Genomic DNA, 24,753 nt, shown 5'->3' on the forward strand with positions numbered 1-24,753 from the left:
GAGCCGGAACATCACCTGAGCGCGCGAGGGCTCAGGACGCCAGCGAAGCCGCTTTGTCCTGCGCGAGCGCGTCGGTTGCGTGCAACACCACGTCTGCGGTCGACATGACCTCGTCGATCAGCAGATTGGTTGCCGTGGCCGACAGATCGAGCCGGTTCGCGATCCAGCGCCAGAGGCCGCGGATCTCCTCGGTCGACTTGGCGTTGGGCGCGAATTCGCTGACGCCGAGGCCCACCGCAAGCGAGTCCTGATGATCATTGCGCATCACGATCAGGGGACGGGCGACCACCTCAGTGAGATCGAGCGCGGCTTCCTCGGCGAGCGTGTCCGCCGCATTGTCGATGCGCTGGCCGCGGATCGGGGTCTGGTTGAGCACGAAGCTGAAGGGACGCTTCCAGGCGCGCGCGACGCTCAGCGTCGAGGTGGTGGCCTCGATGTCGGCAACCGCCGGGCGGGATGGGATCAGGCACAGATCGGAATGGCGGATCGCGGCCGTGGTCGCGGCGCTGAGGCCGGCGGCGGTGTCGATGATCGCGAGTTGAAGGCCGCTCTCGGCCAACATCTTGAGGCGCGGCTCGATGTCGGCGGCATGGTAGATGGGCTCAACGACGGGCTCGGCGTCGTTGCGGCGGCGCTGCCAGTTCGACAACGTGCCCTGCGGGTCGGTCTCGATCAGGCGGACGGAAAAGCCGGCCTGCCGGGCGGCCAGCGCGAGGCCGATGGCGAGCGTGCTCTTGCCACTGCCACCCTTTTGGGTGGCCAGTACGATCGTGTGCATTGGAAATGGATCCTCTGGAATGCCTGGGTCTGGGGTCACACCACGCGAACGTGCATCGATGTCGATGCTGAGCTCTTCTCGCTCAGGACGTGCCCGGCCCGATCCAAAGGGATCGCGGATGTCCGAATCAACGGGAACGATGATGGCGGAATCGGGAATACCAGCTAATCCGTACGATTACTGGACCCGTAGTTCTACCTATGATGTGTTTGTTGTCGCGAATGAAAAGGGGCTGGGACCATGAGCGGCAACTGGCGCGATCGTGCGGCGGCGACCTTCGAATGCCAGAAGCAACCGGCAGTCTCGAGCCGCGGCATGGTGGTCAGCAATCATCCGCTCGCCTCGAGCGCCGGCGCCGAGATGCTGGCCGCCGGCGGCAACGCCATCGATGCCGCGATCGCCACGCTGTTCACGCTGACCGTGGTCGAGCCGATGATGGTCGGCATCATCGGCGGCGGCATGGCGCATATCCGGCTCGCCGACGGCAGCCATCGCTTCATCGACGGCCAGAGCACGGTGCCACTAGCCGTGCGCGACACCACCTACACCTCAAAGCCGGGCTCCCGCCATGACGTGTTCGATACCGTCGGCGACGAGAATCTCAACGGACCGAAGGCGGTCGCCGTCCCCGGCTCGCTGAAGGCATGGTGCGAGACGCTGCGGCGGTTCGGCACGATGAGTCTGGCCGACGTCATGCAGCCCGCGATCAAGCACGCCGCCCGCGGCTATGCGACGACGCCCTATTTGCACGAATGCATCACCGAAACCGCGGCCGAAATGCGCAAGGACAAGCCGATCGCGGCGATCTATTTGCCGAGCGGTGAACCTCTGAAGGTCGGCGAACGCGTGGTGCAGGCCGAGTATGCGGAGACGCTGTCCTACATCGCCGACCACGGCGAGAAGGCGCTTTACGAGGGGCCGCTCGGCGACATCCTCGTCGATTACATGGAGAACAACGGCGGCTTCATCCGCCGCGCCGATCTGACCAGCTACAAGACGGTGGAGCGCCAGCCGATCCGCGCCGACTATCGCGGCTGGACCATTTTGGGGCCGCCGCCGCCCGCGGCCTCCGGCGTGCATATCGCGCAGATGCTGAACATTCTGGAAGGCTATGACATCGCGAGCCTCGGCTTCGGCACGGCGGAGACCATTCACCATCTCGCCGAAGTCTTGAAGATCGCCTTTGCTGATCGCGCCGCCGCCAGCGGCGATCCTGACCATGTCGGCGTTCCCGTCGAGCGGCTGACGTCAAAAGCCTATGCCGAGGAGCGCCGCCGCGTCATCGATCCCGCCAAGGCGCAGGCGTGGAGCGCGGGTGTCACACAGCTCGAGGGCGCCCACACCACGCACATGACGGTTGCGGACGCTGCGGGCAACGTGGTCGCGACCACGCAGACCATCAACAATCTGTTTGGCGCAAAGATATTGATCCCCGGCCTCGGCACCATCCCGAACAACTACATGAACCTGTTCGATCCGCGTCCCGGTCATGCCTTGTCGCCGGCGCCGGGCAAGCGCGTCACCACCTCGATGTCGCCGTTGATCGCATTGCGCGACGGCAAGCTGAAGTTTGCGCTCGGCCTGCCGGGGGGCAAACGCATCTTTCCGAGTGCCATGCAAGCGTTGATCAATTTGATCGACCACCGCATGAGCCTGCAGGAGGCGGTCGAGGCGCCGCGGGTGTGGACCGAAGGCAATGCGCTGGAGGTCGAGCAGGCCGTGCCGAAGGGCGTGCGCGCAAAACTCGCAACCATGGGCCACAAGGTCGAGGTCATGCCGACGGTTGCCGGCGGCATGAACGCGATCGCGTTCGACGAGGACGGCACCATGACGGGTGCTGCCTGTTGGCGCGCCGACGGCACGCCGATCGGCATGTCCGGCGGCCTCGCACGCAGCGGAATCCGGTTCAGGCTGAGCTAACTCTCGTGCCCCGGACGCGGCGCAGCGCGCAAGCGATGCGACGCAGAGCCGGGGCCCAGAAACTTCTAGCGCGGATCTTGGATGCATGGGTCCCGGCTCTGCGGCCGGGACACGAGAGTCGTTGTGCCGCTCGACTTACTTCCGCACGCAGATCACGCGCACGACGGCGGCTTTCGCATCCGTCGCGCTGCCGTTGGCGGTGACGTTGTTCGCTTTGAGGAAATCGCGCACGGCGTCGGCGGAAACCATCACCGCCTGTACCGTTGGTGCGGCGGGGCCGGCGACGATCACGGGCTTCAGCAGCGCGATGCCGGCGAACTTGCCGGAATCGTCGATCGCGGGGCTTCCGGAGAAGCCGACCGCAGGTGCGGGCGACAGCGCGGAATCGCCCCCACTGACCGATGCGACCGCGCCCTTGACGCTCGATACGGCGCTGCCGCCGCCCTGGTTCTGCGGATCGGCGATGCCGACGATGTCGACATTGGTCTTTGTGGCGCCGCCCGCGAGGCTGAGCGGCTTCAGCCCGCGCGCGCCATAGATGTGCAGCAGCGCGATGTCGCGATCCCTGTCCTCGGCGATGCGGTCGGCGCTGCCAAAGCCGGCAATCGTGAGGGCAAGGCAGCCGTCCGTCACCGCGCGATCGGTGACGATCACGCCGTCATCGGTGACGACGATTCCGGTGCCGTATTCGACGGTCTTGCGCGGCGGCGGACCGGCCTGGGGCCCAGCCGGAAACGCGGCGAACGCGCTCGACATCGCGATCACGACCGGCTCGACCGTGTTCTCGGTGGCCTGGTCGTAGAGGATCGTCATGATGCGGACTTCGTCGCCCTTGAAGGCGCCGCGTACGTAAAACTTCTTCAGGCCCTGCAGGCCCGACAGCACGAAGAAATCCGGCTTCACCACGGTGTAGTCGACCTTGCGTCCGGCCTCCTTCTTCTCCTGTTCGGCGAGCTTGGCCGTGGTTGGGCCAGCTTCCTTGCGCCGGCTCAAAATCACCTGGACGGTTCCGGTCGGCGACGTCCATTTCGAGCCGTTGGCGTCGGTCGACTGCTGCGGCACCAGTTTACCGGGAATGCCGAGCCGCGCACCGCTGGTCGGCTCTAGCGTGATCTTCCAGCCGACACTCTCCTGCTTCTTCCGCGGCGTGTCCGCGAGCGCGCCGCGCTCCTGCGGATTGAGCACGCCGGTCGGCTTGCCGCCCTTGGCCTTCTGATACTCCTTGATCGCGTTGACCATGCGCTCGCTGACGTCGCCGGTGATCGCGCCATTGTACTGCCCGACCCAGGCGAGGTCGGATTGCAGCGACAGCCGCTCCGCCTGCCCCATCGCGTCGGCGGTCTCCGACGGAGTTTGCAATGCGGGACGGATCGGGACGGTCTGCACCGTCTTCGGCGTGGTGCCTGGGATCGCGGGCGTCGACATCTGGGCGTGCGCGCCGGTCGCCGTCACGAACATCAATGTTGCCGCAAGCATCGATCTCATGACAAATCCAGCCAGACCATTGAACGTGGTGCCATCAAAGCACATCTCGTTGGTCGCGAACAATCTCGGGCCGGTTCAGGAGTAACTCTAAGGTGCTCAGCGCGGACGAACTCGAACGCTATGCCCGGCATATCGTGCTGCGCGACGTCGGCGGCCCCGGCCAGGCGGCGCTGAAGCAGGCCTCGGTGCTGGTGATCGGCGCCGGCGGTCTCGGCGCACCGGCCCTGATGTATCTGGCCGCGGCCGGCATCGGCACGTTAGGGGTGGTCGATGACGACGTCGTCTCGCTCTCCAACCTCCAGCGCCAGGTCATCCACACGACGCCGGATATCGGCCGGCACAAGGTCGAAAGCGCCGCCGAGCGGATCGCCGCGCTCAATCCGCATGTGCGCTTCGTCGGCCACGCCACCTGGCTCAATGCCGACAACGCGCTGGAGCTGATCGGCGACTACGACCTCGTGCTCGACGGTTCCGACAATTTCTCGACGCGCTACCTCGTCTCCGACGCCTGCTTCTTTGCCAAGCGACCGCTGATCACGGCGGCGCTCGGCACGTTCGACGGCTCGCTCACCACGATCCGCGCCCATGAGAAGAACGAGGACGGCGCGTACAATCCGACCTATCGCTGCCTGTTCCCGGAAGCGCCGCCGCCCGGCACGGTGCCGGCCTGCTCGGAGGCCGGCGTCATGGGCGCGCTCGCTGGCGTTTTGGGCTCGATGATGGCGCTGGAGGCCATTCGCGAGATCGTCGGCTTCGGCGACGGCCTGGTCGGCCGTCTGTTGATGCTGGATGCCCGCGCGATGCGTTTTGAGACGCTGCGTTACGCGCGCGATCCGGCCAATCCGCTCAATGGCGATGGGCCCGTGTTCGACGATTTGAGCATCCATCGCGAGTAGGGGGCGAGTTCAGCGCGCACGCGAGGCAGTGGATCTCGGCCCTGCCGGTGGCGCATAGGCCCGGATCAGGCGGGCAACGGCCTGACGCGCATGATGCTCAATCTCGCCGCGGCTGGGTGGTGGAATCGTGCCGAGCAGCGCGCGCGTATAGAGCTCTCCTTGCAGCAGACCGATGAAGCTGTGTCCGAACTCAGCACCGTTATCTATCTCGATGGCCCCCTCGCGCAGCAGGCGCGCCACGATCTCCCGTGCACGCTTTAGGCCATGGTCGCGGGTATGGGCGCTGTAGGCGCGACCCACGGCCGAAAGTCGCTGGCCCTCGGCTGCCGCGATCCGGAACAGTGCCAGCTTCTTCGGTTGCAGCATCAGCGCAAGGAGCTCCGTCGCAAAATATTCCAGCGCGGTTACTGCGTCGAGCGTTGCGTTGGCAGCGATGGCATCCAGCACCTCGGTGCCCTGGCGGGTTTCCCAGGCCATGAGCGCTTCGAACAAGACTTCCTTGCTGGCGAAGCGGGCGTAGAGCGTCGCTTTCGAGGCACGTGCGCGGCTAGCGATGTCGAGCATGGTCGCGCCGTGAAAGCCTTTCTCGGTAAGTATTTCCAAGGCGGCGCACAGGATCTCTTCGTCTCGGGGAGAGGCGAGCGGCGGCTTCGTCGCCCGTGGCTGCGATGCCTTTGCGAGATCAGGCCTCCGTGGCCGTGTTGACTGAGTACCCATGGGTACTCTATAGGCAGTACCCGTTGGTACTCCAAATGGTCCCCAAATGGCTCCCCAAGTTGGGGGCGCCGGAGACGTCGTATGCCGCCGCAGAACTCTCGTCAGCGTCCGGGCCTCTGCCTGCTACCGGACATGCTGCAACCCTTCCTGCTTCGATATCGCCAGGAAGATCTGCACATCATGGCGTTCTTCGCCGGCCACCCCGACTATGAGGCGGTCGAGGCCATGATCAAGTTTGGTGCGGACGGCAAGCCGGGCATCCGCGCGATCCTGACGCGCCACGACCAAACGCAGATCGACCATGTCAACGACGACCGCCTATTCGCCGAAGCATGGGGTGTCGAACGGCAGACTTGCTGGTGTGACATCGACCTGACGACAACTCACGTGCCGGGTCGGCGGCATGCGCGGCTGGCGTTCGTCTCACATGCCGGCGAGCAGGTCGTGTTCGACATCACGACGGTCGGCGAGCCCGATTCCACGCGTGGCGGCCTTTCCAATCCGGGAACGCACTCTCCGCGATCCAGCCTGCCTTTGATGCTGCGCCATGCCAGTACGTTGGCGGGACCGCAGACCATGGTCGTCGTTGACGGGCGACGGTATGACGTTCCAGTCAAGATCCGGTCCGGTCCCTTTGTTGCACAGGAGGGCTACTACACGGAACGGCATGTATTTGGCGCGGTACGCGCCGGCACCAGCACCTCGCACATCAAGGCACGACCCGAGCGGTTTGTCGCGGGAGCAAGCTGGGTGCTCGAACGCGACGGCAGAACGACAACATACCGAATTGACAAGTGCGATCCGGACGGGACGCTCCGCATTCTGGAAGCCGACACGGCAGACGAAATGGTTGTGGCGACGGTTGCCGACGATGCGTTGTGGGTGACAGAGATCAGCAAGATCGGCGATTCAGTGGGGAAAAGCGGCCTTGCCCTTGCCTTCGGTCCGAACGAGCAATTCGAAATTGCGATGGACGGCAAAGTCCTGGTGACGGGGGCTTACGAGGCATCGCAGCGAAATGAGGCCAACCGAGTGGTGTTAACACCCACGCAACCGGATTGGGCGACCTCACGGCCAATCTCCCTAGCCTGCATGCGGCAGGGAGATACCTTGATTGCAACAACGACCATCGGCCGCGATTGATTTCGGCCAGCCCAACCTCTGCCTCAGAGCATGCTCGGCAGCACGCGATCCGGCGGCTTGTGGGCGTCGAGGAAGGTTCTGATGTTGATGATCACCTTCTCGCCCATCTCGACACGGCCTTCGATCGTCGCCGAGCCCATATGCGGCAGCAGAGTCACCTTGCCGGCCTTGGCGAGCCGCACCAATTTTGGATTGACCGCGGGCTCGTGCTCATAGACGTCGAGAGCGGCGCCGCCGATCTCGCCGGCTTCGATCAGCTTGATCAGGGTATCTTCGTCGGTCACCTCGCCGCGCGCGGTGTTGACGACATAGGCCTCTTTGCGGATCAGTTTCAGCCGCCGCGCCGACAAGAGATGGTAGGTCGCCGGCGTGTGCGGACAGTTCACCGAGATGATGTCCATCCGCGCCAGCATCTGGTCGAGGCTTTCCCAATAGGTCGCGCCAAGTTCTTCGGCGATCTTCGGGGCCACGGGCCGGCGGTTGTGATAGTGGATCTGGAGGCCGAAGGCGCGGGCGCGGCGCGCGACCGCCTGGCCGATGCGGCCCATGCCGATAATGCCGAGGCGCTTGCCGCCGATACGGTGGCCGAGCATCCAGGTCGGCGACCAGCCCGCCCACGGCTTGCCCTCGGTCAGGATCGAGGCGCCCTCGATCAGCCGGCGCGGCACGGCGAGGATCAGCGCCATGGTCATGTCGGCGGTGTCTTCGGTCAAAACCTTCGGCGTATTGGTCACGGTGATGCCGCGGGCATGCGCCGCCTCGACATCGATATTGTCGACGCCATTGCCGAAATTCGCGATCAGGCGGAGCTTGCAGTCGGGCTGGTTGATGACGTCGGCGGTGATCTGGTCGGTCACGGTCGGAACCAGCACGTCGGCGGTGCGGGCGGCTTCCGCGATCTGCTCGGGCGACAGCGGCGTGTCGTCGAGGTTGATCCGCGCGTCGAACAATTCGCGCATGCGCGTCTCGATCGAGTCCGGCAGCTTGCGGGTGACGACGACGAGGGGCTTTTTCTTGACCGACATGTCCTGCTCTCATGAGCGAACGATCCCGCCTCTGTGATCAAAGGCCGACCGTTCAGGTCTCATTAACCCGGTTGTTCGACACTGCCCTTGCCGCGTCGTCCCCGGCGTTTCCTTCAAGCTCTCCCGAGATTTCCGGCCGGAAAATCGGGGCAAACTGGTTCTTAAGCGCCCGTCCTCTCTAGCAGAAGGCCGGGCCAAGACAAGAACCACGGCGGAGCCGGGGAACACCCGCGTGGGGCGGGCCAAGGGGACGTCAAGGGGACGTGCGGCGGGGTTTTGGAAGTGGCGTAGGGGAATTCGGCTCGCTTTGTGCCGGGTTTCCGGCAGGAGACGGGTTGTGATGGCGTTGGGGCGTTTGAGTTCGGTGGTTGCGCTCGTGTGTGTCTGGCTGGGTACCTCCGTCAGCACAAGTCATTCCGCCAAGGACACCGTGCAGACAACCTCAGGCTTGCCGGTGCCGCGTTATGTCAGCCTCAAATCCGATCACGTGAACGTCCGTGCCGGCCCGACCAAGGACAATGACGTGGCCTGGGTCTACACCCGCTCCGGGCTGCCGGTCGAAATCACCGCAGAGTTCGAGAACTGGCGCCGGGTGCGCGATTCGGAAGGGTCTGAAGGCTGGGTCTATCACTCGCTGCTGTCGGGCCGCCGCACCGCCGTCGTCACCATGAAGCACAAGGACGACCTAGCCCCGATCTACGATCGCGCCGATCCGGACAGCGCGGTTGCGGCGCGGCTTCAGGCCGGCGTCGTCGCCCAGGTCAAAAAGTGCGTCACCGGATGGTGCCGCGTCATGGGCAACGGATTTGACGGCTGGATCCAGCAGGAACGGCTGTGGGGCGTCTACGCCGACGAGCAGGTGAATTGACCCGAAGGGTCATCCCGGGGCGATGCGTCAGCATCGAACCCGGGATCTCGAGATTCCGGGTCTGGTGCTCGCGCACCATCCCGGAATGACAATGGCCGGGGACATCGCCCGGCCATGACAAACTCAGATCAGATCGAGAGAGCTCAGCGCTTCTTGCGCAGGCGCACGACCATGTCGATGCGCGCGATCTCGTAGCCTTCGGGCACGTCGGGCATCTTCGACAGCGCCAGATGCGGGTCGGGGATATCGACCAGTTCGTGGCTGTTCTCGAGATAATAGTGGTGATGCGTCGTGACGTTGGTGTCGAAATAGGTCTTGGTGCCATCGACGCTGACCTGACGCAGCAGGCCCGCGTCGGTAAGCTGGTTGAGCGTGTTGTAGACGGTGGCGAGCGACACCGGAACCTTGGCCAGCGTGGCTTCCTCGTAGAGCATTTCAGCCGTGAGGTGGCGGGCGCCCTTGCCGAACAGCAGCCAGCCAAGCGCCATCCTCTGGCGCGTCGGACGGAGGCCGGCAGCCTGGAGCATTTCGTTGACGTCGTGCCATGGGCAGCCGGTCAATGCCGGCTGGCGCCCCGGATGGAGGGACGCGGAAAGGGCGGCTTCGTCGTTATGGGGCGGGTTGTTCTCGCTCATTTCCAACAATTTCGGGCACGCGTGGTCAGTCACTATCGCCTTGCAATATAAGAAGTGAAAGATGCAGATGCAAGTTTCTCGCAACTAGAGCGGTTCTAAGTTACGGGGAACCATAAGCGCCTGTGGTTTTTACCCCAGGCGGGCGCTTTGACGCAGGAAGGGCCTGTGTTAGAGAGCCCGCGGTCCCGTTTAACCGATTTTGGCGCCGTCAGGCCAACAGGCCGTCTTGGCGCCTGAGAAATGCGGTTGGCGCACGTTCCCAAACGGGGCTATTTTTACCAAAAACCCCCATCGGGATTGGATTTAGAGGCTTCTGATGCTCAACCGGCGCAACGGTTACGAATTTGAGGATTTGCTGGCGTGTGCCCGTGGCGAGATGTTCGGCCCGGGCAATGCCCAGTTGCCGTTGCCGCCGATGCTGATGTTCGACCGCATCACGGAAATCTCCGAGACCGGCGGCGAGTTCGGTAAGGGTGTTGTGCACGCCGAGCTCGATGTGAAACCGGACCTCTGGTTCTTCGGGTGCCATTTCAAGAACGACCCCGTCATGCCCGGCTGCCTCGGCCTGGACGCCCTGTGGCAGATGGTTGGATTCTACCTCGGCTGGATCGGCGGCGAGGGCCGCGGTCGCGCGCTGGGATTGAACGAGCTGAAATTCAGTGGCCAGGTGCTGCCCGAGGCCCGCAAGGTTGTGTACCACGTCGATATGAAGCGCGTGATGCGTTCAAAGCTGGTACTTGGTGTTGCCGACGGGTGGCTTTCGGTCGATGACACCATTATCTATCGCGCCAAGGACTTGAAGGTCGGCCTGTTCAAGCAGGGCACGTCGCTCGGCTAACGCGCAACGCATCATTTAGAAAGAGACAACGATTAGGGTGAGGCGGTCATGAGGCGGGTTGTGGTCACCGGGATGGGCATCGTCTCGTCAATCGGAAACAACACCCAGGAAGTGCTTGCGAGCCTTCACGAGGCGAAGTCAGGCATCTCGCGGGCAGAGAAATATGCCGAGCTCGGCTTCCGGTCGCAGGTGCAAGGTGCCCCGACGATTGATCCTGCCACGGTCGTCGACCGTCGCGCGATGCGCTTCCTCGGCCAGGGCGCTGCGTGGAATCACATCGCGATGGAGCAGGCGATCCAGGATTCCGGTCTTGGACCCGACGAAGTCTCCAACATCCGCACCGGCATCATCATGGGCTCGGGCGGACCGTCGGCGCGGACCATCGTGGAATCCGCCGACATCACACGCTCCAAGGGACCGAAGCGCGTCGGACCGTTCGCGGTGCCGAAGGCGATGTCGTCCACGGCCTCGGCGACGCTTGCGACCTGGTTCAAGATCAAGGGTGTCAACTATTCGATCTCGTCGGCCTGCGCCACGTCGAACCATTGCGTCGGCAACGCCTATGAGACGATCCAGATCGGCAAGCAGGACGTCATCTTCGCCGGCGGTTGCGAGGAGCTCGACTGGTCGCTGTCGGTGCTGTTCGACGCCATGGGCGCGATGTCCTCGAAATACAACGACACGCCCGCCACCGCGTCGCGGCCCTACGACCTCAACCGCGACGGTTTTGTGATTGCCGGCGGCGCCGGCGTGCTGGTGCTGGAAGAACTCGAGCATGCCAAGGCGCGCGGCGCGCGCATCTACGGCGAGATCGTGGGCTATGGCGCGACGTCTGACGGCTACGACATGGTCGCGCCGTCGGGCGAGGGCGCCGAGCGCTGCATGCGCATGGCGCTGTCCACCGTGAAGACCAAGGTCGACTACATCAATCCGCACGCCACTTCGACGCCGGCCGGCGATCCGCCGGAGATCGAGGCGCTGCGCAAGGTGTTCGGCGCCGGCGAGAAGTGCCCGCCGATCTCCGCGACCAAGGCGCTCACGGGACATTCGCTGGGCGCGACCGGCGTGCAGGAGGCGATCTATTCGCTTCTGATGATGAACAACGGCTTCATCTGCGAGAGCGCGCATATCCAGGAGCTCGACCCCGTGTTCGCCGACATGCCGATCGTGCGCAAGCGCATCGACAACGCACGAATCGGCACCGTGCTGTCGAACTCCTTCGGCTTCGGCGGCACCAATGCCACGCTGGTGTTCAGCCGGCTGGATGCGTGAGTTCTGCCTTGCCGACCCCGGAGGATGGGCCAGACGAGATAAACTGGCACGACGGGGTTCTCGTTGACCTCAGACTTTCGGGATTTGCAGAGGGCGAGCAGGAATTCACCCTTGTCGTCGACCTGTATCCGGATGATGACGGATTGGCGCAGCGACGCCGCTATCACTGCATTGGAACGAATGTCTCCCGTTTCGTCATGAGCGGCGACATCGGGCGGCTTCTCAAGAATCGATCGCCCGGGAATATCGATTTGTTGCGCATGGAATTCACGGCCGATACGGAAATTCTCGTGGTCTGCCTGTTTGGCGGAACAATCGAAGTTGAAGCCAGATCTTTCCGACTGATGGAATCCACCACATGACACTGTTGATGAAGGGCAAGCGCGGTCTGATCATGGGCATCGCCAATGATCATTCGATCGCCTGGGGCATGGCGAAGACGTTGCACGCCCACGGCGCCGAGCTCGCCTTCACCTTCCAGGGCGACGCACAAGGCAAGCGCGTCAAGCCGCTGGCGGAGCAGCTCGGCGTGGAGCTGGTGCTGCCCTGCGACGTCGAGGACATCGCCAGCGTCGATGCCACCTTCGCGGCGCTGCGCGCGAAATGGGGCCAGCTCGACTTCGTGATCCACGCGATCGGCTTTGCCGACAAGAACGAGCTGAAGGGCCGCTACGCCGACACCAGCCGCGAGAATTTTTCGCGCACGATGGTCATCTCCTGCTTCTCCTTCACGGAAGTGGCGAAGCGCGCCGCCGACATGATGCCGGCGGGTGGCGCCATGATCACGCTGACCTACGGCGCCTCTCAGCGTTCGATGCCGAACTACAACGTCATGGGCGTCGCCAAGGCGGCGCTGGAGGCGTCCGTCCGCTACCTCGCCACCGATTTCGGACCGAAAGGCATCCGCGTCAATGCGATCTCGGCAGGGCCCGTGCGTACGCTCGCCGGCTCCGGCATCGGCGAGGCGCGCGCGATGTTCGCATTTCAGCAAAAGCATTCGCCGCTCGGCCGCGGCGTCACGCTGGAGGAGCTCGGCGGCTCGGCGCTGTATTTGCTGTCCGATTTGTCGGGTGGCGTGACCGGCGAAATCCACTACGTCGATTCCGGCTACAACGTCGTGCTGATGCCGAAGCCGGAAAACCTCAAGGCGGATTAGGCGGCCAACGTTCCGACGTCGTCCGCCCCCCACGAACATGGGGCGGACTCCGGCACGAATTTCTGTTTCCTGACCCCTGGTTCGCGCCGCGCGGTGGCCTCCATCGCGGCGGGCGTTGTGACATGCGCGGGGGAACGGTTCTGCCGATGGGATATGCGACGCTTCGTGCCAGGACTTTGGCTTGCGCCGCCTGTGCCGTGGCGCTGGGCGGCGGCCCTGCGCCTGTCCTGGCCCAATCGGCGATCTGGGATGCGACGCTGCAAAACACCAGCTGGTATGTGCCGACGGCGCAATTGCTGGCCTATGCCTCGCCAAAGACCGGTTTCTCAAATCCGATTCCGATCGGCGATCAAACGCTGTGGTCGATCGGCACGGCCACGAACGGATCATTCACCGGGACGAGCGTGGCCCAGCTCAAGCTCGGGTCGGTACTCCTGACCGACACATCGACGTTCCAGGGCTTTGTGACCAACGCGGGACAGATCACCATGCTGTTCACGCCGATTTCGGGCGGCGCCGTGACCGTTGGTCTCGGCCACATGCGATCCATCAACGGCGTGACCGAGATGGAAATGCAGATGATCACCGGCGATAGCCTGTTGGTGACGCATTGGGCCTACATGCTGCCCTACAATCCCGCCACATTCACGCCGCCCGCCCCGCAACCGATTCCGGCGAACTCGGTGCCGCAATGGGCATGGACCTCCGGCACGCCATGGCGAATCGTCAGCCCCGCCATTTTCGGCACGTCGACCCCCGGACGCTTCGTCATCACGAACTACCAGAACGGTTATTTCTGGGGCGCCGGCGTCGCGCCCGCGGGAAGCGGCGGCGGCACGTTCACGCTGCTGGGCTCGGTGACGTCAGAAGGCAACATCCTGTTCAACACGCTGTCGCGCGGCACGCTGACGAGCCTCTATGGGGCGGCGAGCGGCGATGCATCAGGCTCGCAGATGATCGTGAGTACCTACGATCTCACCGGCAATCTCACAGGCGGATTGGCGACCATGTCCCTGGTCCAACCCTATGCCCAGACGTTGCAGGCCCAGAACAACCGGGTTGGGCTTGGCGCGGCGGATGTGCTGTACCGGCTGTCGACCACGTCGCTCGGATGGACGGGATCCATGGTTTCCGGATTTGCCGCCCTCGACAATCTCGGCGGGCAAAATCTCTCGAACGCGATCAATCAGACCTTGCCGGTGCTCACCGGCGCGGCCTCTCAGGCGACCTATGCCACGCAACGTGCGGTTCGCGAGGCCGTGACCGGCCGCCTCGACGACATCAGCGGACTAAATCCTGGCATTGCGCCGGAGCGACATTTCTGGATGAAGCCCCTTGGCGGTATCGTCAGGCAAAGCGGTCTGGACGGAATTCCTGGCTACAACGCCTCCGGCGGCGGCATCGCAGCCGGAGCGGATGCGTCGATATCGCCGCGGGCGCTGCTCGGCGGCATGTTCGCCTATTCGCATCAAAGCATCACCGGCAGTGACGATGCCGTTCCTCAGCGCCTGGCGATCGATTCCTATCAGCTGGGACTCTATGGCACCTACGCGCTCAGCCATGGCCTTCTGCTCGATGGCCAGCTCGATGGTGCCTTCAACGACAACGGTGAAAGCCGCTCGCTGACCTTCATCGGCAACACCGCCACGGCACGCTATAGTTCCACCACCGGCCACGGCGGCGCGGCGATCAGGAAACGGATACCGGTCACGGCCGATCTCACGCTCACGCCGTCGCTGCGGCTGGACTATGGCGAGGTTCGTTCCGCTGCCTACCAGGAGAGCGGGGCCGGCGGTTTTAGCCTCAATGTCGATTCGCAGGTCTATCGCGAGCTGACGGTGACGGCGGGAGTGAAGAGTGTCTATCGGCTCGCGAAGCGGCTCTGTGCCACCGCCGAAGTCGGCGTCGGCTACAACACCTTGAATCAGGGATTGCAGATCAATTCGGCGTTTGCCGGCGGCGGCAGCAGTTTTGTCACCACCGGGCTTAGCCTGTCGCCATGGATCTACTCCGCCAATCTCGGCCTTGTCGCCGCCGGCAGCGACAAGGTCGATGTCGGCGTCAGATACGGCGTGCAGGCGACATCCTCCGGCCTCCTGCAGCAATCCGGCTTCGCCGTCTTCAAGTTGAAGCTCTGAAGGGACTTCAGCCCGCGGCGCTTCAACGTCGCCTTCCAAGGGTAAAGCGGAAGTCGCCACGCTCGGCATTCGTCGACGGATTGTGACCCTGAGCCGACATTGCCGCCGCTCATGGCCCTGCACCGCGGTACAGACAGGGCCCAAAAGCTGCTATACTCGCGAGCGGTCTCTGGCTGGAGCAGCACATGAGACGACGCGAATTCATCACATTGCTCGGCAGCACGGCTGCGATCTGGCCACGCCTGGCGCGCGCACAACGGCAGGGTCGCATCCCCAAAGTTGGCGTCCTCTGGCATGCCGCGAACATCGAGGAAGAAACTCCATACTATCAGTCACTGGTTGAGGGTTTCAGGAAGCTGGGCTACGTCGACGGACAGAACATAACGCTAGAACACCGTTTTCCTAATGAAGTGCCCGAAGTTTTCGACAGGATGGCAGCCGAACTCGTATCTCTAAAGTGTGATGTGTTGGTTGGTGCCGGGGCAGCTGCGGCGCACTTGAAGAAGGCGACAAGAACAATCCCAATAGTATTTATGTTCGGTTTTGACCCTATCGGAGCCGGCCTGGTCGAAAACTTTGCACGACCCGGTGGGAACGTTACGGGATTGTCGAATTTTTCCGTCCAGCTAAGTGCGAAGCGGTTGCAGTATCTCAAGGAGATCGTCCCGACGGTTACGCGCGTTGGATTGCTAATCAACCCAAATGTCAAAATATCGAGCCTCTATGTTCAGGAGGCGACGGAGGCCGGGATCAAGCTCGGCGTTGATACCCAAAGTTTCGAGGTTCGCTCGCTCAGCGACTTCGAGCCCGCATTTAACGCGATGGTAAAATTCGGCATGCAAGGGGTGGTCGCTAACGGCGAAAGCTTGATCTTTCAGGCCAGGAAAGCGATCGCGGATCTCGCACTTGCGCGTAATCTGCCGAGCTGCGGCTACGTAAGAGAGCTTCTTGAGGCTGGAGGTCTTATCTCCTATGGAGTTGACCAGCGTGCGATGGCCCGCCGTGTGGCTGTTTACGTTGATCGGATTTTGAAGGGTGAAAAGCCCGCCGAATTGCCCGTTGAGCAACCCACCAGATTTGAGCTGCTCATCAACCTAAAAACCGCCAAGGCGCTCGGTGTGATCGTGCCTCCTACATTGATTACCGGCGCCGACGAGGTAATCGACTAGTTTCATGCTGCAAATGCGATAGACCGTTGTTGGCCCAAGGCCGACATGCAGCCACATCGAAATCATCATCGCGCTTTGGCTTTTTATTTGAGGATGATCTCCGCGCAAACGCGCTCCGCGCTTGTCGCGAGGGAAAACCGCGGCACACTTTCCGGATCATGCGTTAACCGGCCGCAATCTTCTCCGCCCGCTGGAACGCCGGCCGCGCCATGCAGCGCGCGAGATAGGCCTCGAAGCTCGGGCGCGACGGCACCATCTTGAACAGCCGCACGGCAAAGTTCAGCCCCGAGCCGATCGTGATGTCGGCTGCGGAGAATTTCTCGCCCAGGATCCATGGTCCCTTGGCGAGCGCGGCATCGAGCACATCGAACACCTGCGTGGCGCTGCCCCAGGCCGCGGTCGAGGTCGGTACCTCGATCTTGGTGAAAATCTGGATGATGGCGGGCTCGATGCAGGTCGGTGAGAAGAACAGCCATTGCAGATAGCGCGCGCGAACCGGATCGACCGGGTCCGGCGCGAGCCGCGTCTCCGGATAGCGGTCGGCGATGTAGGCGCAGATCGCGGCCGCCTCGCCGAGTGCGGCGTCGCCATCCGTCAGCGCCGGCACCTTGCCCATCGGATTGATCTTCAGATAGTCCGGCGCCTTCTGCGCGCCCGCGGTGATGTCGGTCAGCACGCGCTCATAGGGCAGCCCGCTCTCCTCCATCAGCCAGATCGTCGAGAACGAGCGCGAGCGGGGCGACCAGTAGAGCTTGATCATGGCGCGGGACCTTCCATCGGCGGAACGAACGTGGCGCGATTCATCGCGCGTCCGCCGCGAATCTGCAATGCGCTACGCCTAGTCGTGCGCAACCTCGTCGCGCCGACATCTTGGTCAACCCAATGGCGTGCTGCGGGTGTGCGCGGTCGAATCGGCAGCAGGTCAGCGTGGCGGCGGTGCGGCTCTTGATTGCAGCAAGGCCGGCAGCGTCTTGTCGAGACTCTTCGTCAGCATCTCGCGGACGCCCTCCCGCAAGACCGGATTGTTGACCACCTCAGCCGGCTTCTCCGGAAACATCGCGCGATCCAGTTCGCGCGAGGGTCCTCCAAGCGGATTGTGAAGCAGGCGTTCCATGTAGGTATTTTCGGTCATCAGAGCCGGAGCCTCCTTGACCATCTCGAAGGTCGCGCCGTCATAAACGCGGATATACATCATGGCGAAGAGAGTTACGGGCCCATTGTAAGGGTATTGCGAGATGCCAATGCCGGACTCCCGCTTTATCCCGGGATTCCGGTGCACCACAACGTAGCGCTCACACCGGAGTTTTGGCGCGAGGAATCGAACGAAGTTTCCGATGTCGGTTGCCGCGTTGTAAAACAATGGCCTCTGCTTCTCGCGGCCGCCGAACCTGAGCTCTTCGATGGTGTAGGGAATCCCTCTCACGGAACTGCCGGGTGCAGCGGCGCGAACGCGCGAGACGACGAGGTCGTTGAGCGCCCACGCTGCAATCGAGACCCGCGTGCGTCTATCCAGGAAGGTCAGGGGCCCGAACTTCTCGACCACGAAAAGGTCGCCGCCGACCGGAATCACGCCGATGTGGCACGGGCCGCTCTCAATCGGTCGGCTCGGCTTGGTGGTTGCCGGCTTCCTGACCGCGGGCTTGACCACGTCCGGCTTTGGCGTTGGCTGCACCTGCCCGCCTGTCGGCGACAGCAGCGCGTACGATACCATCGCGACAACAGCGAGAACGTTCATCGTCACACTTCAGCGCCTCACTGCGCGAAATAGGGTGGCAGAATCTTATCCAGCCGCTGTGTCAGGAAATCGCGGGTATTATCCCGCAGGGTTGTGTTACTGGCGGCGTCAGCAGCTTCTGCCGGGAATATGGAATTGTCCACCTTGCGCAAAAGCTCGTTCGAGACGAAGTTGTCTGCCATATGCTTCATGACACCTTCAAACGTCACGGAAGGTCCCTTCATGATTTCGAAGGTCCGGCCGTCGACCCATGTCACGCCGATATAGGCGAAGACATATGAGTACGCGATCACACCCACACCCCGGTTGAAGATGCCGACGCCGCTGAGCGTCTGATTGGTCCCATCAAGCTGTCCTTCGCTGCGCATGACGACGAGATAGCGCTGACAACCGGCATTGCCTGCGACCTGGCGGATCAGATTCGATAGCTCTTCGCGCCGATTGCGGAAGAGGCTGGCTTTCGGGTGGTAGTAGGAATCGAGCGCGCCCTTGGCGTAAGCGATCCGTCGAACCGGCGTGGTGCGTGCTGCGGCCCTCACCCGCGCAAAGACAAGATCGTCGAGGCCCCAGGACACTGGCACTTCCGCATAGTCGTTGCCGAACACGGTTAGGCCGATCTTCTGGACGCCGAAGAGATCCTCGATCCCTGCAATCACGCCGACGTCGCAAGAACCTGCATTCGCCGGCTCCGCGGGTCTAGCCGCCGTCTTCGGCTTCGCGGTCTTCTTGGCAGGAGGTTTTGCCGGTGTTGCGGTTTGTGCGGGAGGCGCGGTGGTTGCGGGAGGGGTCTGCGCGGCTGCCGAAGCCAGAAAGGACAGCAGCACGAGCACCGAGGCAGCAAATCGAAACATGGATTCCAGGGGGATCGGAGGCAGGAGGAAATCGGAAACGCCACACTAAGTGGGGATCGTGACAACCGCAAGCTGCACCCGGAGGTCGCTGTCTATCCGGTGTGCTGTTGCCTCTTCCACCGATAGCACTTCATCATGAAGCCGGTTGCTGAGGCGACCTCCTCCTTCTCGAACACAAAACCCTCGCGCTCGTACCAGCGCCAGGCCTTTTCGTTCTCGCGCACGCAGCGCAGATAGATTTCGTCGGGCAGTTGCGTTCGCGTGAATGCCAGCAACTGCCGGCCGAGCGAGCGGCCCTGACAGGCGGGAGTGACGAAGAGCTGGTCGAGATAGTGATTTGGCAGATGCAGCGCCAGCATGGCTGCGATCGTGCCGCTGTCGTCGGCAACGAACAGGCTCCAGCCGTCCTCGATCTCGCGCCTGATACGCGCACGCAGATTGGCGAGCAGGAAATTGCTGGCCTCGGCAAGCCCGGTCGAGACCCAGCTTTCCATCCAGACGCGCGCGATCTCGTCATATTCGTCCGTGCGCGCGGGACGGATGAGGGGAGACGACATCACGGCTCCTGAGGCCTAGGCGCGCTTGCGCGCGGACGATCCGGGCGCAGGCTGCCCGCGCACCTTGCCCGCGGACAGGCACACCACCTCGGATATTTGCAGGAGTTGCCGTGCCAGCGGGCTGGTCTTGCGCCAGACCATGCCGATCGTTCGCGAGGGCTGCGGATCCCTGAAGCGCGCGACCGACACCGTGGCCGAGCGCGTTTCCACCGGCACCGCCATTTCCGGAATTAGCGTCACGCCGATGCCGGCGCTGACCATCTGGACCAGGGTCGACAAGGAGTTCGCATCCAGCATCTCGCGCGGCGGCGAGGTCTGCATGTTGCAGAACGACAGCGCCTGGTCGCGGAAGCAATGGCCTTCCTCCAGCAGCAGCAGGCGCATCTCGCGCAGCATCTCCCTTGATGGTACCGGCGTCCCCTCGTCGGTGCCCGGCCGGACCAGCAAAAAATTCTCCTCGAACAGGGCGACCTCGGTCAGCGACGGTTCGGACACGGGCAGCGCGAGGATCGCGGTGTCGAGCCGACCTTCGGCAAGCTCCTGGATCAGCTTTGGCGTCATCGTCTCGCGCACGCGAATGTCGAGCTCGGGATGCAGGCGCGTCAGGTTCTTGGTGATCGTGGGCAGCAGATAAGGCGCGATCGTCGGGATCATGCCGATGCGCAGGCGCCCCGTGAACTGGTCGCGCGAGGCGCGCGCGAAATCGCCGAGCTCGTCAACCGAGCGCAAAATGTCGCGCACGCGCTGGGCGAGTTCCTCGCCGAAGCGCGTCAGCGCGACCTGTCGCGCGCTGCGCTCAAGCAGCAGGCCGCCGAGCGCCTCTTCCATCTCCTTGATCTGCATCGACAAGGCCGGTTGCGAGATCGAACAGGCCTCCGCCGCGCGGCCGAAATGGCCGTGACGCGCCAGCGCATCGAAATACCGGAGCTGGCGCAGCGTCAGATTTATCATCAGAAAATCCTATCGCAGCGATCATTAAAGTCAACTTTACCTGATAGACGGGCGGTGCTTAGAGTGGTTCTACCTGGTGCAGGGCGGAGTACTCACGCCACCAGAGGAGGTATTCATGGACGATAAGACGAAGTGCCCGTTTTCGGGCGGAAAACCCGCGCCGTCGAACCGAGAGTGGTGGCCGACCCAGCTCAGCATCGAGATGCTGCATAAGAACTCCGGCCTGTCGGATCCGATGGACAAGGAGTTTGACTATGCCAAGGAGTTCAAGACCCTCGACCTGAACGCGGTGGTCAAGGACCTGACGGCCCTGATGACGGATTCGCAGGAATGGTGGCCGGCCGACTTCGGTCACTATGGCGGGCTCATGATCCGCATGGCCTGGCACAGCGCGGGCACCTACCGCATCACCGACGGCCGCGGTGGTGCCGGCGCCGGCCAGCAGCGTTTCGCGCCGCTCAACAGCTGGCCCGACAACGCCAACCTCGACAAGGCGCGCCGCCTGCTCTGGCCGATCAAGCAGAAGTACGGCCGCAAGCTGTCATGGGCGGACCTGATGGTGCTCGCCGGCAACGTCGCGCTGGAATCGATGGGCTTCAAGACTTTTGGTTTCGCCGGCGGCCGTGCCGACGTGTGGGAGCCGGAAGAACTGTACTGGGGTCCTGAAGGCACCTGGCTCGGTGACGAGCGCTACAGCGGCGAGCGCCAGCTCGCAGAGCCGCTCGGCGCCGTGCAGATGGGCCTCATCTACGTCAACCCGGAAGGACCGAACGGCAAGCCCGATCCGCTCGCTGCCGCGAAGGACATCCGCGAAACCTTCTTCCGGATGGCGATGAACGACGAGGAAACCGTCGCGCTGATCGCCGGCGGCCACACCTTCGGCAAGACGCACGGTGCCGGCGATCCGTCGCTGGTCGGACCGGAGCCGGAGGCCGGCGCGCTCGAGGAGCAGGGTCTCGGCTGGAAGAGCGCACATGCTTCGGGCCTCGCGGGCGATTCCATCACCAGCGGTCTCGAGGTCACCTGGACCACGACGCCGACGAAGTGGAGTAACAATTTCTTCGAGAACCTGTTCAAGTACGAATGGGAGCTGACGAAGAGCCCGGGCGGCGCGCAGCAATGGACGGCCAAGGGCGCCGACGCCGTCATTCCAGATGCCTTCGACAAGTCGAAGAAGCATCGGCCGACCATGCTGACGACCGACCTCTCGCTGCGCCTCGATCCGGCCTATGAGAAGATCTCGCGTCGCTTCCTGGAGAATCCCGATCAGTTCGCGGACGCGTTTGCCCGCGCCTGGTTCAAGCTTACCCATCGCGACATGGGCCCGATCCAGCGCTATCTCGGCCCGCTCGTGCCGAAGGAGACGCTGATCTGGCAGGATCCGATTCCGGCGGTGAATCATGAGGTCGCCAGCGATGCCGATATCGCGTCGCTGAAGACGAAGATCCTGGCGTCGGGCCTCTCGGTTTCCGAGCTGGTCTCCACCGCCTGGGCATCGGCTTCGACCTTCCGCGGCTCCGACAAGCGTGGCGGCGCCAATGGCGCGCGCATTCGCCTGGCTCCGCAGAAGGACTGGGAGGTGAACCAGCCAGCCCAGCTTTCGAAGGTGCTGAGCAAGCTCGAAGCCATCCAGAAGGACTATCAGTCCGGCGGCAAGAAAGTCTCGCTCGCCGACCTGATCGTTCTCGGCGGCACCGCCGCGGTCGAGAAGGCCGCCAAGGACGCCGGTGTCGAGGTGAAGGTTTCCTTCACGCCGGGTCGCATGGATGCGTCGCAGGAGCAGACCGACGTCGCCTCCTTCGCACCGCTGGAGCCGCGCGCCGATGGCTTCCGCAACTATGTCAGCAAGAAGCAGCAGTTCATGCAGGTCGAGGAAGCCCTGGTGGACCGCGCGCAATTGCTGCGGCTCACCGGACCGGAGCTGACCGTTCTCGTCGGCGGTCTGCGCGTGCTCGGAGCCAATGCGGGTGGTTCGAAGAACGGTGTCTTCACCTCGAAGGTGGGAACGCTGAGCAACGACTTCTTCGTCAACCTGCTCGACATGAGCGCACAGTGGGCGCCAGCTGCTGACGGCACCTATGAGGCACGTGATCGCAAGACCAACGCGGTGAAGTGGACCGGCACGCGCGCCGACCTGATCTTCGGCTCGCACTCGCAGCTCCGCGCCTTTGCCGAGGTCTATGCCTCGTCGGATGCGAAGGAGAAGTTCGTCAAGGACTTCGCCAAGGCCTGGACCAAGGTGATGAACCTCGACCGGTTCGACATCGCCTGATCAGCGTCGAACGCGACACAAACAAAAAGGGCGGCCGAGAGGCCGCCCTTCGTGTTTCTGATGCTGCGGAGAGGCTTTACTCGCCGGCCGCTTCGCGCGGCGCCTGCTCGCCGGCCTTGTCCTTGGCCTCGAGGTCCTCGCCGGTGGTCTGGTCGACGACCTTCATCGACAGGCGGGTCTTGCCGCGGTCGTCGAAGCCGAGCAGCTTGACCTTGACCTTGTCGCCTTCCTTGACGACGTCGGAGGTCTTCTGCACGCGGTTGGCCGCGAGCTGGCTGATGTGGACGAGGCCGTCCTTGGAGCCGAAGAAGTTCACGAACGCGCCGAATTCCATCACCTTGACGACGGTGCCGTCATAGATCTGGCCGACTTCCGGCTCGGACGCGATCGACTTGATCCACTTGATCGCGGCCTTCATCGCCTCGCCATCGCTGGAGGCGACCTTCACGGTGCCGTCGTCCTCGATGTTGACCTTGGCGCCGGTCTTCTCGACGATCTCGCGGATCACCTTGCCGCCGGTGCCGATCACTTCGCGGATCTTGTCGGTCGGGATCTTGAAGGTCTCGATGCGCGGCGCGTATTCGCCGAGTTCGGCGCGCGCAACGGTGAGGGCCTTCGACATCTCGCCGAGGATGTGGATGCGTCCTTCCTTGGCCTGGCCAAGTGCGACCCGCATGATCTCCTCGGTGATGCCCTCGATCTTGATGTCCATCTGGAGCGAGGTGATGCCCTGATCGGTGCCGGCGACCTTGAAGTCCATGTCGCCGAGGTGATCTTCGTCACCCAGGATGTCCGACAGAACCGCAAAGCGCTTGTCCTCGAGGATCAGGCCCATCGCGATGCCCGCGGTCGGCCGCTTCAACGGCACGCCGGCGTCCATCAGCGCGAGCGAGGCGCCGCAGACCGACGCCATCGACGAGGAGCCGTTGGACTCGGTGATCTCCGAGACCACGCGGATCGTGTAGGGGAACTCGTGATGCGGCGGCAGCACCGGGTGGATGGCGCGCCAGGCGAGCTTGCCGTGGCCGGTCTCGCGGCGCTTGGTGCCGCCCAGGCGGCCGGTCTCACCGACCGAATAGGGCGGGAAGTTGTAGTGCAGCAGGAACGTCTCCTTGTACGTTCCCGACAGCGCGTCGATGTACTGCTCGTCCTCGCCGGTGCCGAGCGTGGTCACGACCATCGCCTGGGTCTCGCCGCGGGTGAACAGCGCCGAGCCGTGGGCGCGCGGCAGGATGCCGACTTCGGCGATGATGTTGCGTACGGTCTTGGAATCGCGGCCGTCGATGCGCTTGCCGGTGTCGAGAATGTTCCAACGAACGATCTTGGCTTCGAGCTCCTTGAACACGGCGCCGATGCGCAGCTTGTCGTATTTCGGCTCCTGCCCTTCAGGGAAATAATGGGCGATCACCTTTTCCTTGACCTTGCCGACCGCGGCGTAGCGTTCCTGCTTGACCGGAATGGCGTAGGCGGCGCGCAGCTCCTGCTCGACGATGCCGAGCATTTCCTTCTCGAGCGCCGAATTGTCGATCGTGGTGACCTCGCGCGGCTCTTTCGCGGCCTTCTCGGCAAGCTCGATGATCGCGTTGATCACCGGCTGGAAGTGGCGGTGACCGAACATCACAGCGCCGAGCATGATGTCTTCGTTCAGTTCCTTGGCTTCCGATTCCACCATCAGCACGGCGTCGGCGGTGCCGGCGACGACGAGGTCGAGCTGGGTGTCGACCATCTCGTCGAGCGTCGGGTTGAGGATGAACTCGTCATTGGCGAAGCCGACGCGCGCGGCGCCGATCGGACCCTTGAAGGGCGCGCCGGACAGGGTGAGGGCAGCGGACGACGCCACCAGCGCCACGATATCGGGATCGTTCTCCATGTCGTGCGACAGCACGGTGACGATGACCTGGGTCTCGTTGCGCCAGCCGTCGACGAACAGCGGACGGATCGGACGGTCGATCAGGCGGGAGACCAGCGTCTCCTTCTCGGTCGGACGGCCCTCGCGCTTGAAATAGCCGCCGGGAATGCGGCCCGCGGCATAGGTCTTTTCCTGGTAGTCGACGGTCAGCGGCAGGAAGTCGACGCCTTCGCGCGGCGCCTTCGCTGCAACGACGGTGGCGAGCACCACGGTCTCGCCGTAGGTCGCGACCACGGCGCCGTCGGCCTGGCGGGCGATCTTGCCGGTTTCAAGCTTGAGAGGGCGTCCGCCCCAGTCGATCTCGACTGAATGTTTATTGAACATAGATGTCTTCTTTCATGGGTTCTCGAAAGAAGGACGGCTCGAAAAACAAAAACCATGCGCAAGATTGCGGGACGCTGATCGGAGCGAATGATCAGCGTCCGGCGATCCTGCCAT

At 63.5% G+C, this 24,753-nt stretch carries 22 protein-coding genes; 11 read left to right on the top strand and 11 right to left on the bottom strand.

Annotated elements, in window-relative coordinates:
- Window positions 1-31 precede the first annotated feature (31 nt).
- The gene (locus tag KUF59_RS01460; RefSeq protein ID WP_212456270.1) at window positions 32-778 is read right to left on the bottom strand and encodes a ParA family protein; all 747 of its coding nucleotides are present in this window, start codon (window positions 776-778) and stop codon (window positions 32-34) included.
- A 240-nt stretch (window positions 779-1,018) separates the two neighbouring features.
- On the opposite strand from KUF59_RS01460, the gene ggt reads away from it, so the two are divergent.
- Window positions 1,019-2,698, top strand: a complete 1,680-nt coding sequence (ggt, locus tag KUF59_RS01465; RefSeq protein WP_212456269.1) for a gamma-glutamyltransferase — start codon at window positions 1,019-1,021, stop codon at window positions 2,696-2,698.
- Between the two features lie 135 nt (window positions 2,699-2,833).
- Here ggt and KUF59_RS01470 read toward each other — a convergent pair whose 3' ends face one another.
- Window positions 2,834-4,183, bottom strand: coding sequence for a serine protease (locus KUF59_RS01470; protein WP_258768095.1), 1,350 nt, complete (start codon window positions 4,181-4,183; stop codon window positions 2,834-2,836).
- A gap of 92 nt (window positions 4,184-4,275) precedes the next feature.
- On the opposite strand from KUF59_RS01470, the gene KUF59_RS01475 reads away from it, so the two are divergent.
- Window positions 4,276-5,079, top strand: a complete 804-nt coding sequence (locus KUF59_RS01475) for a HesA/MoeB/ThiF family protein (protein ID WP_212456267.1) — start codon at window positions 4,276-4,278, stop codon at window positions 5,077-5,079.
- A gap of 9 nt (window positions 5,080-5,088) precedes the next feature.
- Here the strand turns inward: KUF59_RS01475 and KUF59_RS01480 are convergent, their stop codons facing one another.
- The gene (locus KUF59_RS01480; RefSeq protein ID WP_249140067.1) at window positions 5,089-5,643 is read right to left on the bottom strand and encodes a TetR/AcrR family transcriptional regulator C-terminal domain-containing protein; all 555 of its coding nucleotides are present in this window, start codon (window positions 5,641-5,643) and stop codon (window positions 5,089-5,091) included.
- Between the two features lie 234 nt (window positions 5,644-5,877).
- On the opposite strand from KUF59_RS01480, the gene KUF59_RS01485 reads away from it, so the two are divergent.
- A complete protein-coding gene (locus KUF59_RS01485; protein WP_212456265.1) occupies window positions 5,878-6,939 on the top strand; it encodes a hypothetical protein in 1,062 nt (353 codons plus the stop codon).
- Between the two features lie 23 nt (window positions 6,940-6,962).
- Here KUF59_RS01485 and KUF59_RS01490 read toward each other — a convergent pair whose 3' ends face one another.
- Window positions 6,963-7,964: a 2-hydroxyacid dehydrogenase gene (locus KUF59_RS01490; RefSeq protein WP_212456264.1), complete on the bottom strand. Its 1,002-nt coding sequence runs from the start codon at window positions 7,962-7,964 to the stop codon at window positions 6,963-6,965.
- Window positions 7,965-8,304: 340 nt separating this feature from the next.
- On the opposite strand from KUF59_RS01490, the gene KUF59_RS01495 reads away from it, so the two are divergent.
- A complete protein-coding gene (locus tag KUF59_RS01495) occupies window positions 8,305-8,832 on the top strand; it encodes an SH3 domain-containing protein (RefSeq protein ID WP_212456263.1) in 528 nt (175 codons plus the stop codon).
- 143 nt (window positions 8,833-8,975) lie between these two features.
- On the opposite strand, the gene irrA is transcribed toward KUF59_RS01495, so the two are convergent.
- Window positions 8,976-9,467, bottom strand: coding sequence for an iron response transcriptional regulator IrrA (irrA, locus tag KUF59_RS01500; protein WP_212456262.1), 492 nt, complete (start codon window positions 9,465-9,467; stop codon window positions 8,976-8,978).
- Window positions 9,468-9,783: 316 nt separating this feature from the next.
- Here irrA and fabA point away from each other — a divergent pair, with 316 nt between their 5' ends.
- The 6 genes from fabA to KUF59_RS01530 all read left to right on the top strand — a co-directional run bounded on the left by fabA (window position 9,784) and on the right by KUF59_RS01530 (window position 16,040).
- The gene (fabA, locus tag KUF59_RS01505) at window positions 9,784-10,305 is read left to right on the top strand and encodes a bifunctional 3-hydroxydecanoyl-ACP dehydratase/trans-2-decenoyl-ACP isomerase (protein ID WP_212456261.1); all 522 of its coding nucleotides are present in this window, start codon (window positions 9,784-9,786) and stop codon (window positions 10,303-10,305) included.
- Between the two features lie 48 nt (window positions 10,306-10,353).
- The gene (gene fabB, locus KUF59_RS01510; RefSeq protein WP_212456260.1) at window positions 10,354-11,577 is read left to right on the top strand and encodes a beta-ketoacyl-ACP synthase I; all 1,224 of its coding nucleotides are present in this window, start codon (window positions 10,354-10,356) and stop codon (window positions 11,575-11,577) included.
- Window positions 11,578-11,585: 8 nt separating this feature from the next.
- The gene (locus KUF59_RS01515) at window positions 11,586-11,939 is read left to right on the top strand and encodes a hypothetical protein (RefSeq protein ID WP_212456259.1); all 354 of its coding nucleotides are present in this window, start codon (window positions 11,586-11,588) and stop codon (window positions 11,937-11,939) included.
- Entirely contained in the window at window positions 11,936-12,733 is a 798-nt protein-coding gene (gene fabI, locus KUF59_RS01520) for an enoyl-ACP reductase FabI (RefSeq protein ID WP_212456258.1), read from the top strand. The genes KUF59_RS01515 and fabI overlap by 4 nt, the downstream gene beginning before the upstream one ends.
- 122 nt (window positions 12,734-12,855) lie before the next feature.
- Window positions 12,856-14,871, top strand: coding sequence for an autotransporter family protein (locus KUF59_RS01525; protein ID WP_249140066.1), 2,016 nt, complete (start codon window positions 12,856-12,858; stop codon window positions 14,869-14,871).
- Between the two features lie 185 nt (window positions 14,872-15,056).
- Window positions 15,057-16,040, top strand: coding sequence for an ABC transporter substrate-binding protein (locus KUF59_RS01530; protein WP_212456257.1), 984 nt, complete (start codon window positions 15,057-15,059; stop codon window positions 16,038-16,040).
- Between the two features lie 163 nt (window positions 16,041-16,203).
- Here KUF59_RS01530 and KUF59_RS01535 read toward each other — a convergent pair whose 3' ends face one another.
- From KUF59_RS01535 to KUF59_RS01555, 5 genes are all read right to left on the bottom strand, one after another.
- Complete coding sequence (locus KUF59_RS01535; protein WP_212456256.1) at window positions 16,204-16,800, bottom strand: glutathione S-transferase family protein; 597 nt, start codon at window positions 16,798-16,800, stop codon at window positions 16,204-16,206.
- Window positions 16,801-16,962: 162 nt separating this feature from the next.
- Window positions 16,963-17,775, bottom strand: a complete 813-nt coding sequence (locus KUF59_RS01540; protein WP_212456255.1) for a hypothetical protein — start codon at window positions 17,773-17,775, stop codon at window positions 16,963-16,965.
- A 17-nt stretch (window positions 17,776-17,792) separates the two neighbouring features.
- Window positions 17,793-18,605 (bottom strand): hypothetical protein, encoded by an 813-nt coding sequence (locus KUF59_RS01545; RefSeq protein WP_258768096.1) that lies wholly within the window; start codon window positions 18,603-18,605, stop codon window positions 17,793-17,795.
- Between the two features lie 113 nt (window positions 18,606-18,718).
- Window positions 18,719-19,183 (bottom strand): GNAT family N-acetyltransferase, encoded by a 465-nt coding sequence (locus KUF59_RS01550; protein WP_212456253.1) that lies wholly within the window; start codon window positions 19,181-19,183, stop codon window positions 18,719-18,721.
- A gap of 15 nt (window positions 19,184-19,198) precedes the next feature.
- Window positions 19,199-20,134 carry a LysR substrate-binding domain-containing protein gene (locus KUF59_RS01555; protein ID WP_212456252.1) on the bottom strand — a complete coding sequence of 312 codons (936 nt, stop codon included), beginning with the start codon at window positions 20,132-20,134 and terminating at the stop codon, window positions 19,199-19,201.
- A gap of 115 nt (window positions 20,135-20,249) precedes the next feature.
- Here KUF59_RS01555 and katG point away from each other — a divergent pair, with 115 nt between their 5' ends.
- The gene (gene katG, locus KUF59_RS01560; RefSeq protein WP_212456251.1) at window positions 20,250-22,406 is read left to right on the top strand and encodes a catalase/peroxidase HPI; all 2,157 of its coding nucleotides are present in this window, start codon (window positions 20,250-20,252) and stop codon (window positions 22,404-22,406) included.
- A 76-nt stretch (window positions 22,407-22,482) separates the two neighbouring features.
- Here katG and pnp read toward each other — a convergent pair whose 3' ends face one another.
- Complete coding sequence (gene pnp, locus KUF59_RS01565; RefSeq protein ID WP_212456250.1) at window positions 22,483-24,639, bottom strand: polyribonucleotide nucleotidyltransferase; 2,157 nt, start codon at window positions 24,637-24,639, stop codon at window positions 22,483-22,485.
- Window positions 24,640-24,753: the final 114 nt, after the last annotated feature.

Source organism: Bradyrhizobium arachidis, from assembly GCF_024758505.1.
Lineage (GTDB): Bacteria > Pseudomonadota > Alphaproteobacteria > Rhizobiales > Xanthobacteraceae > Bradyrhizobium > Bradyrhizobium manausense_C.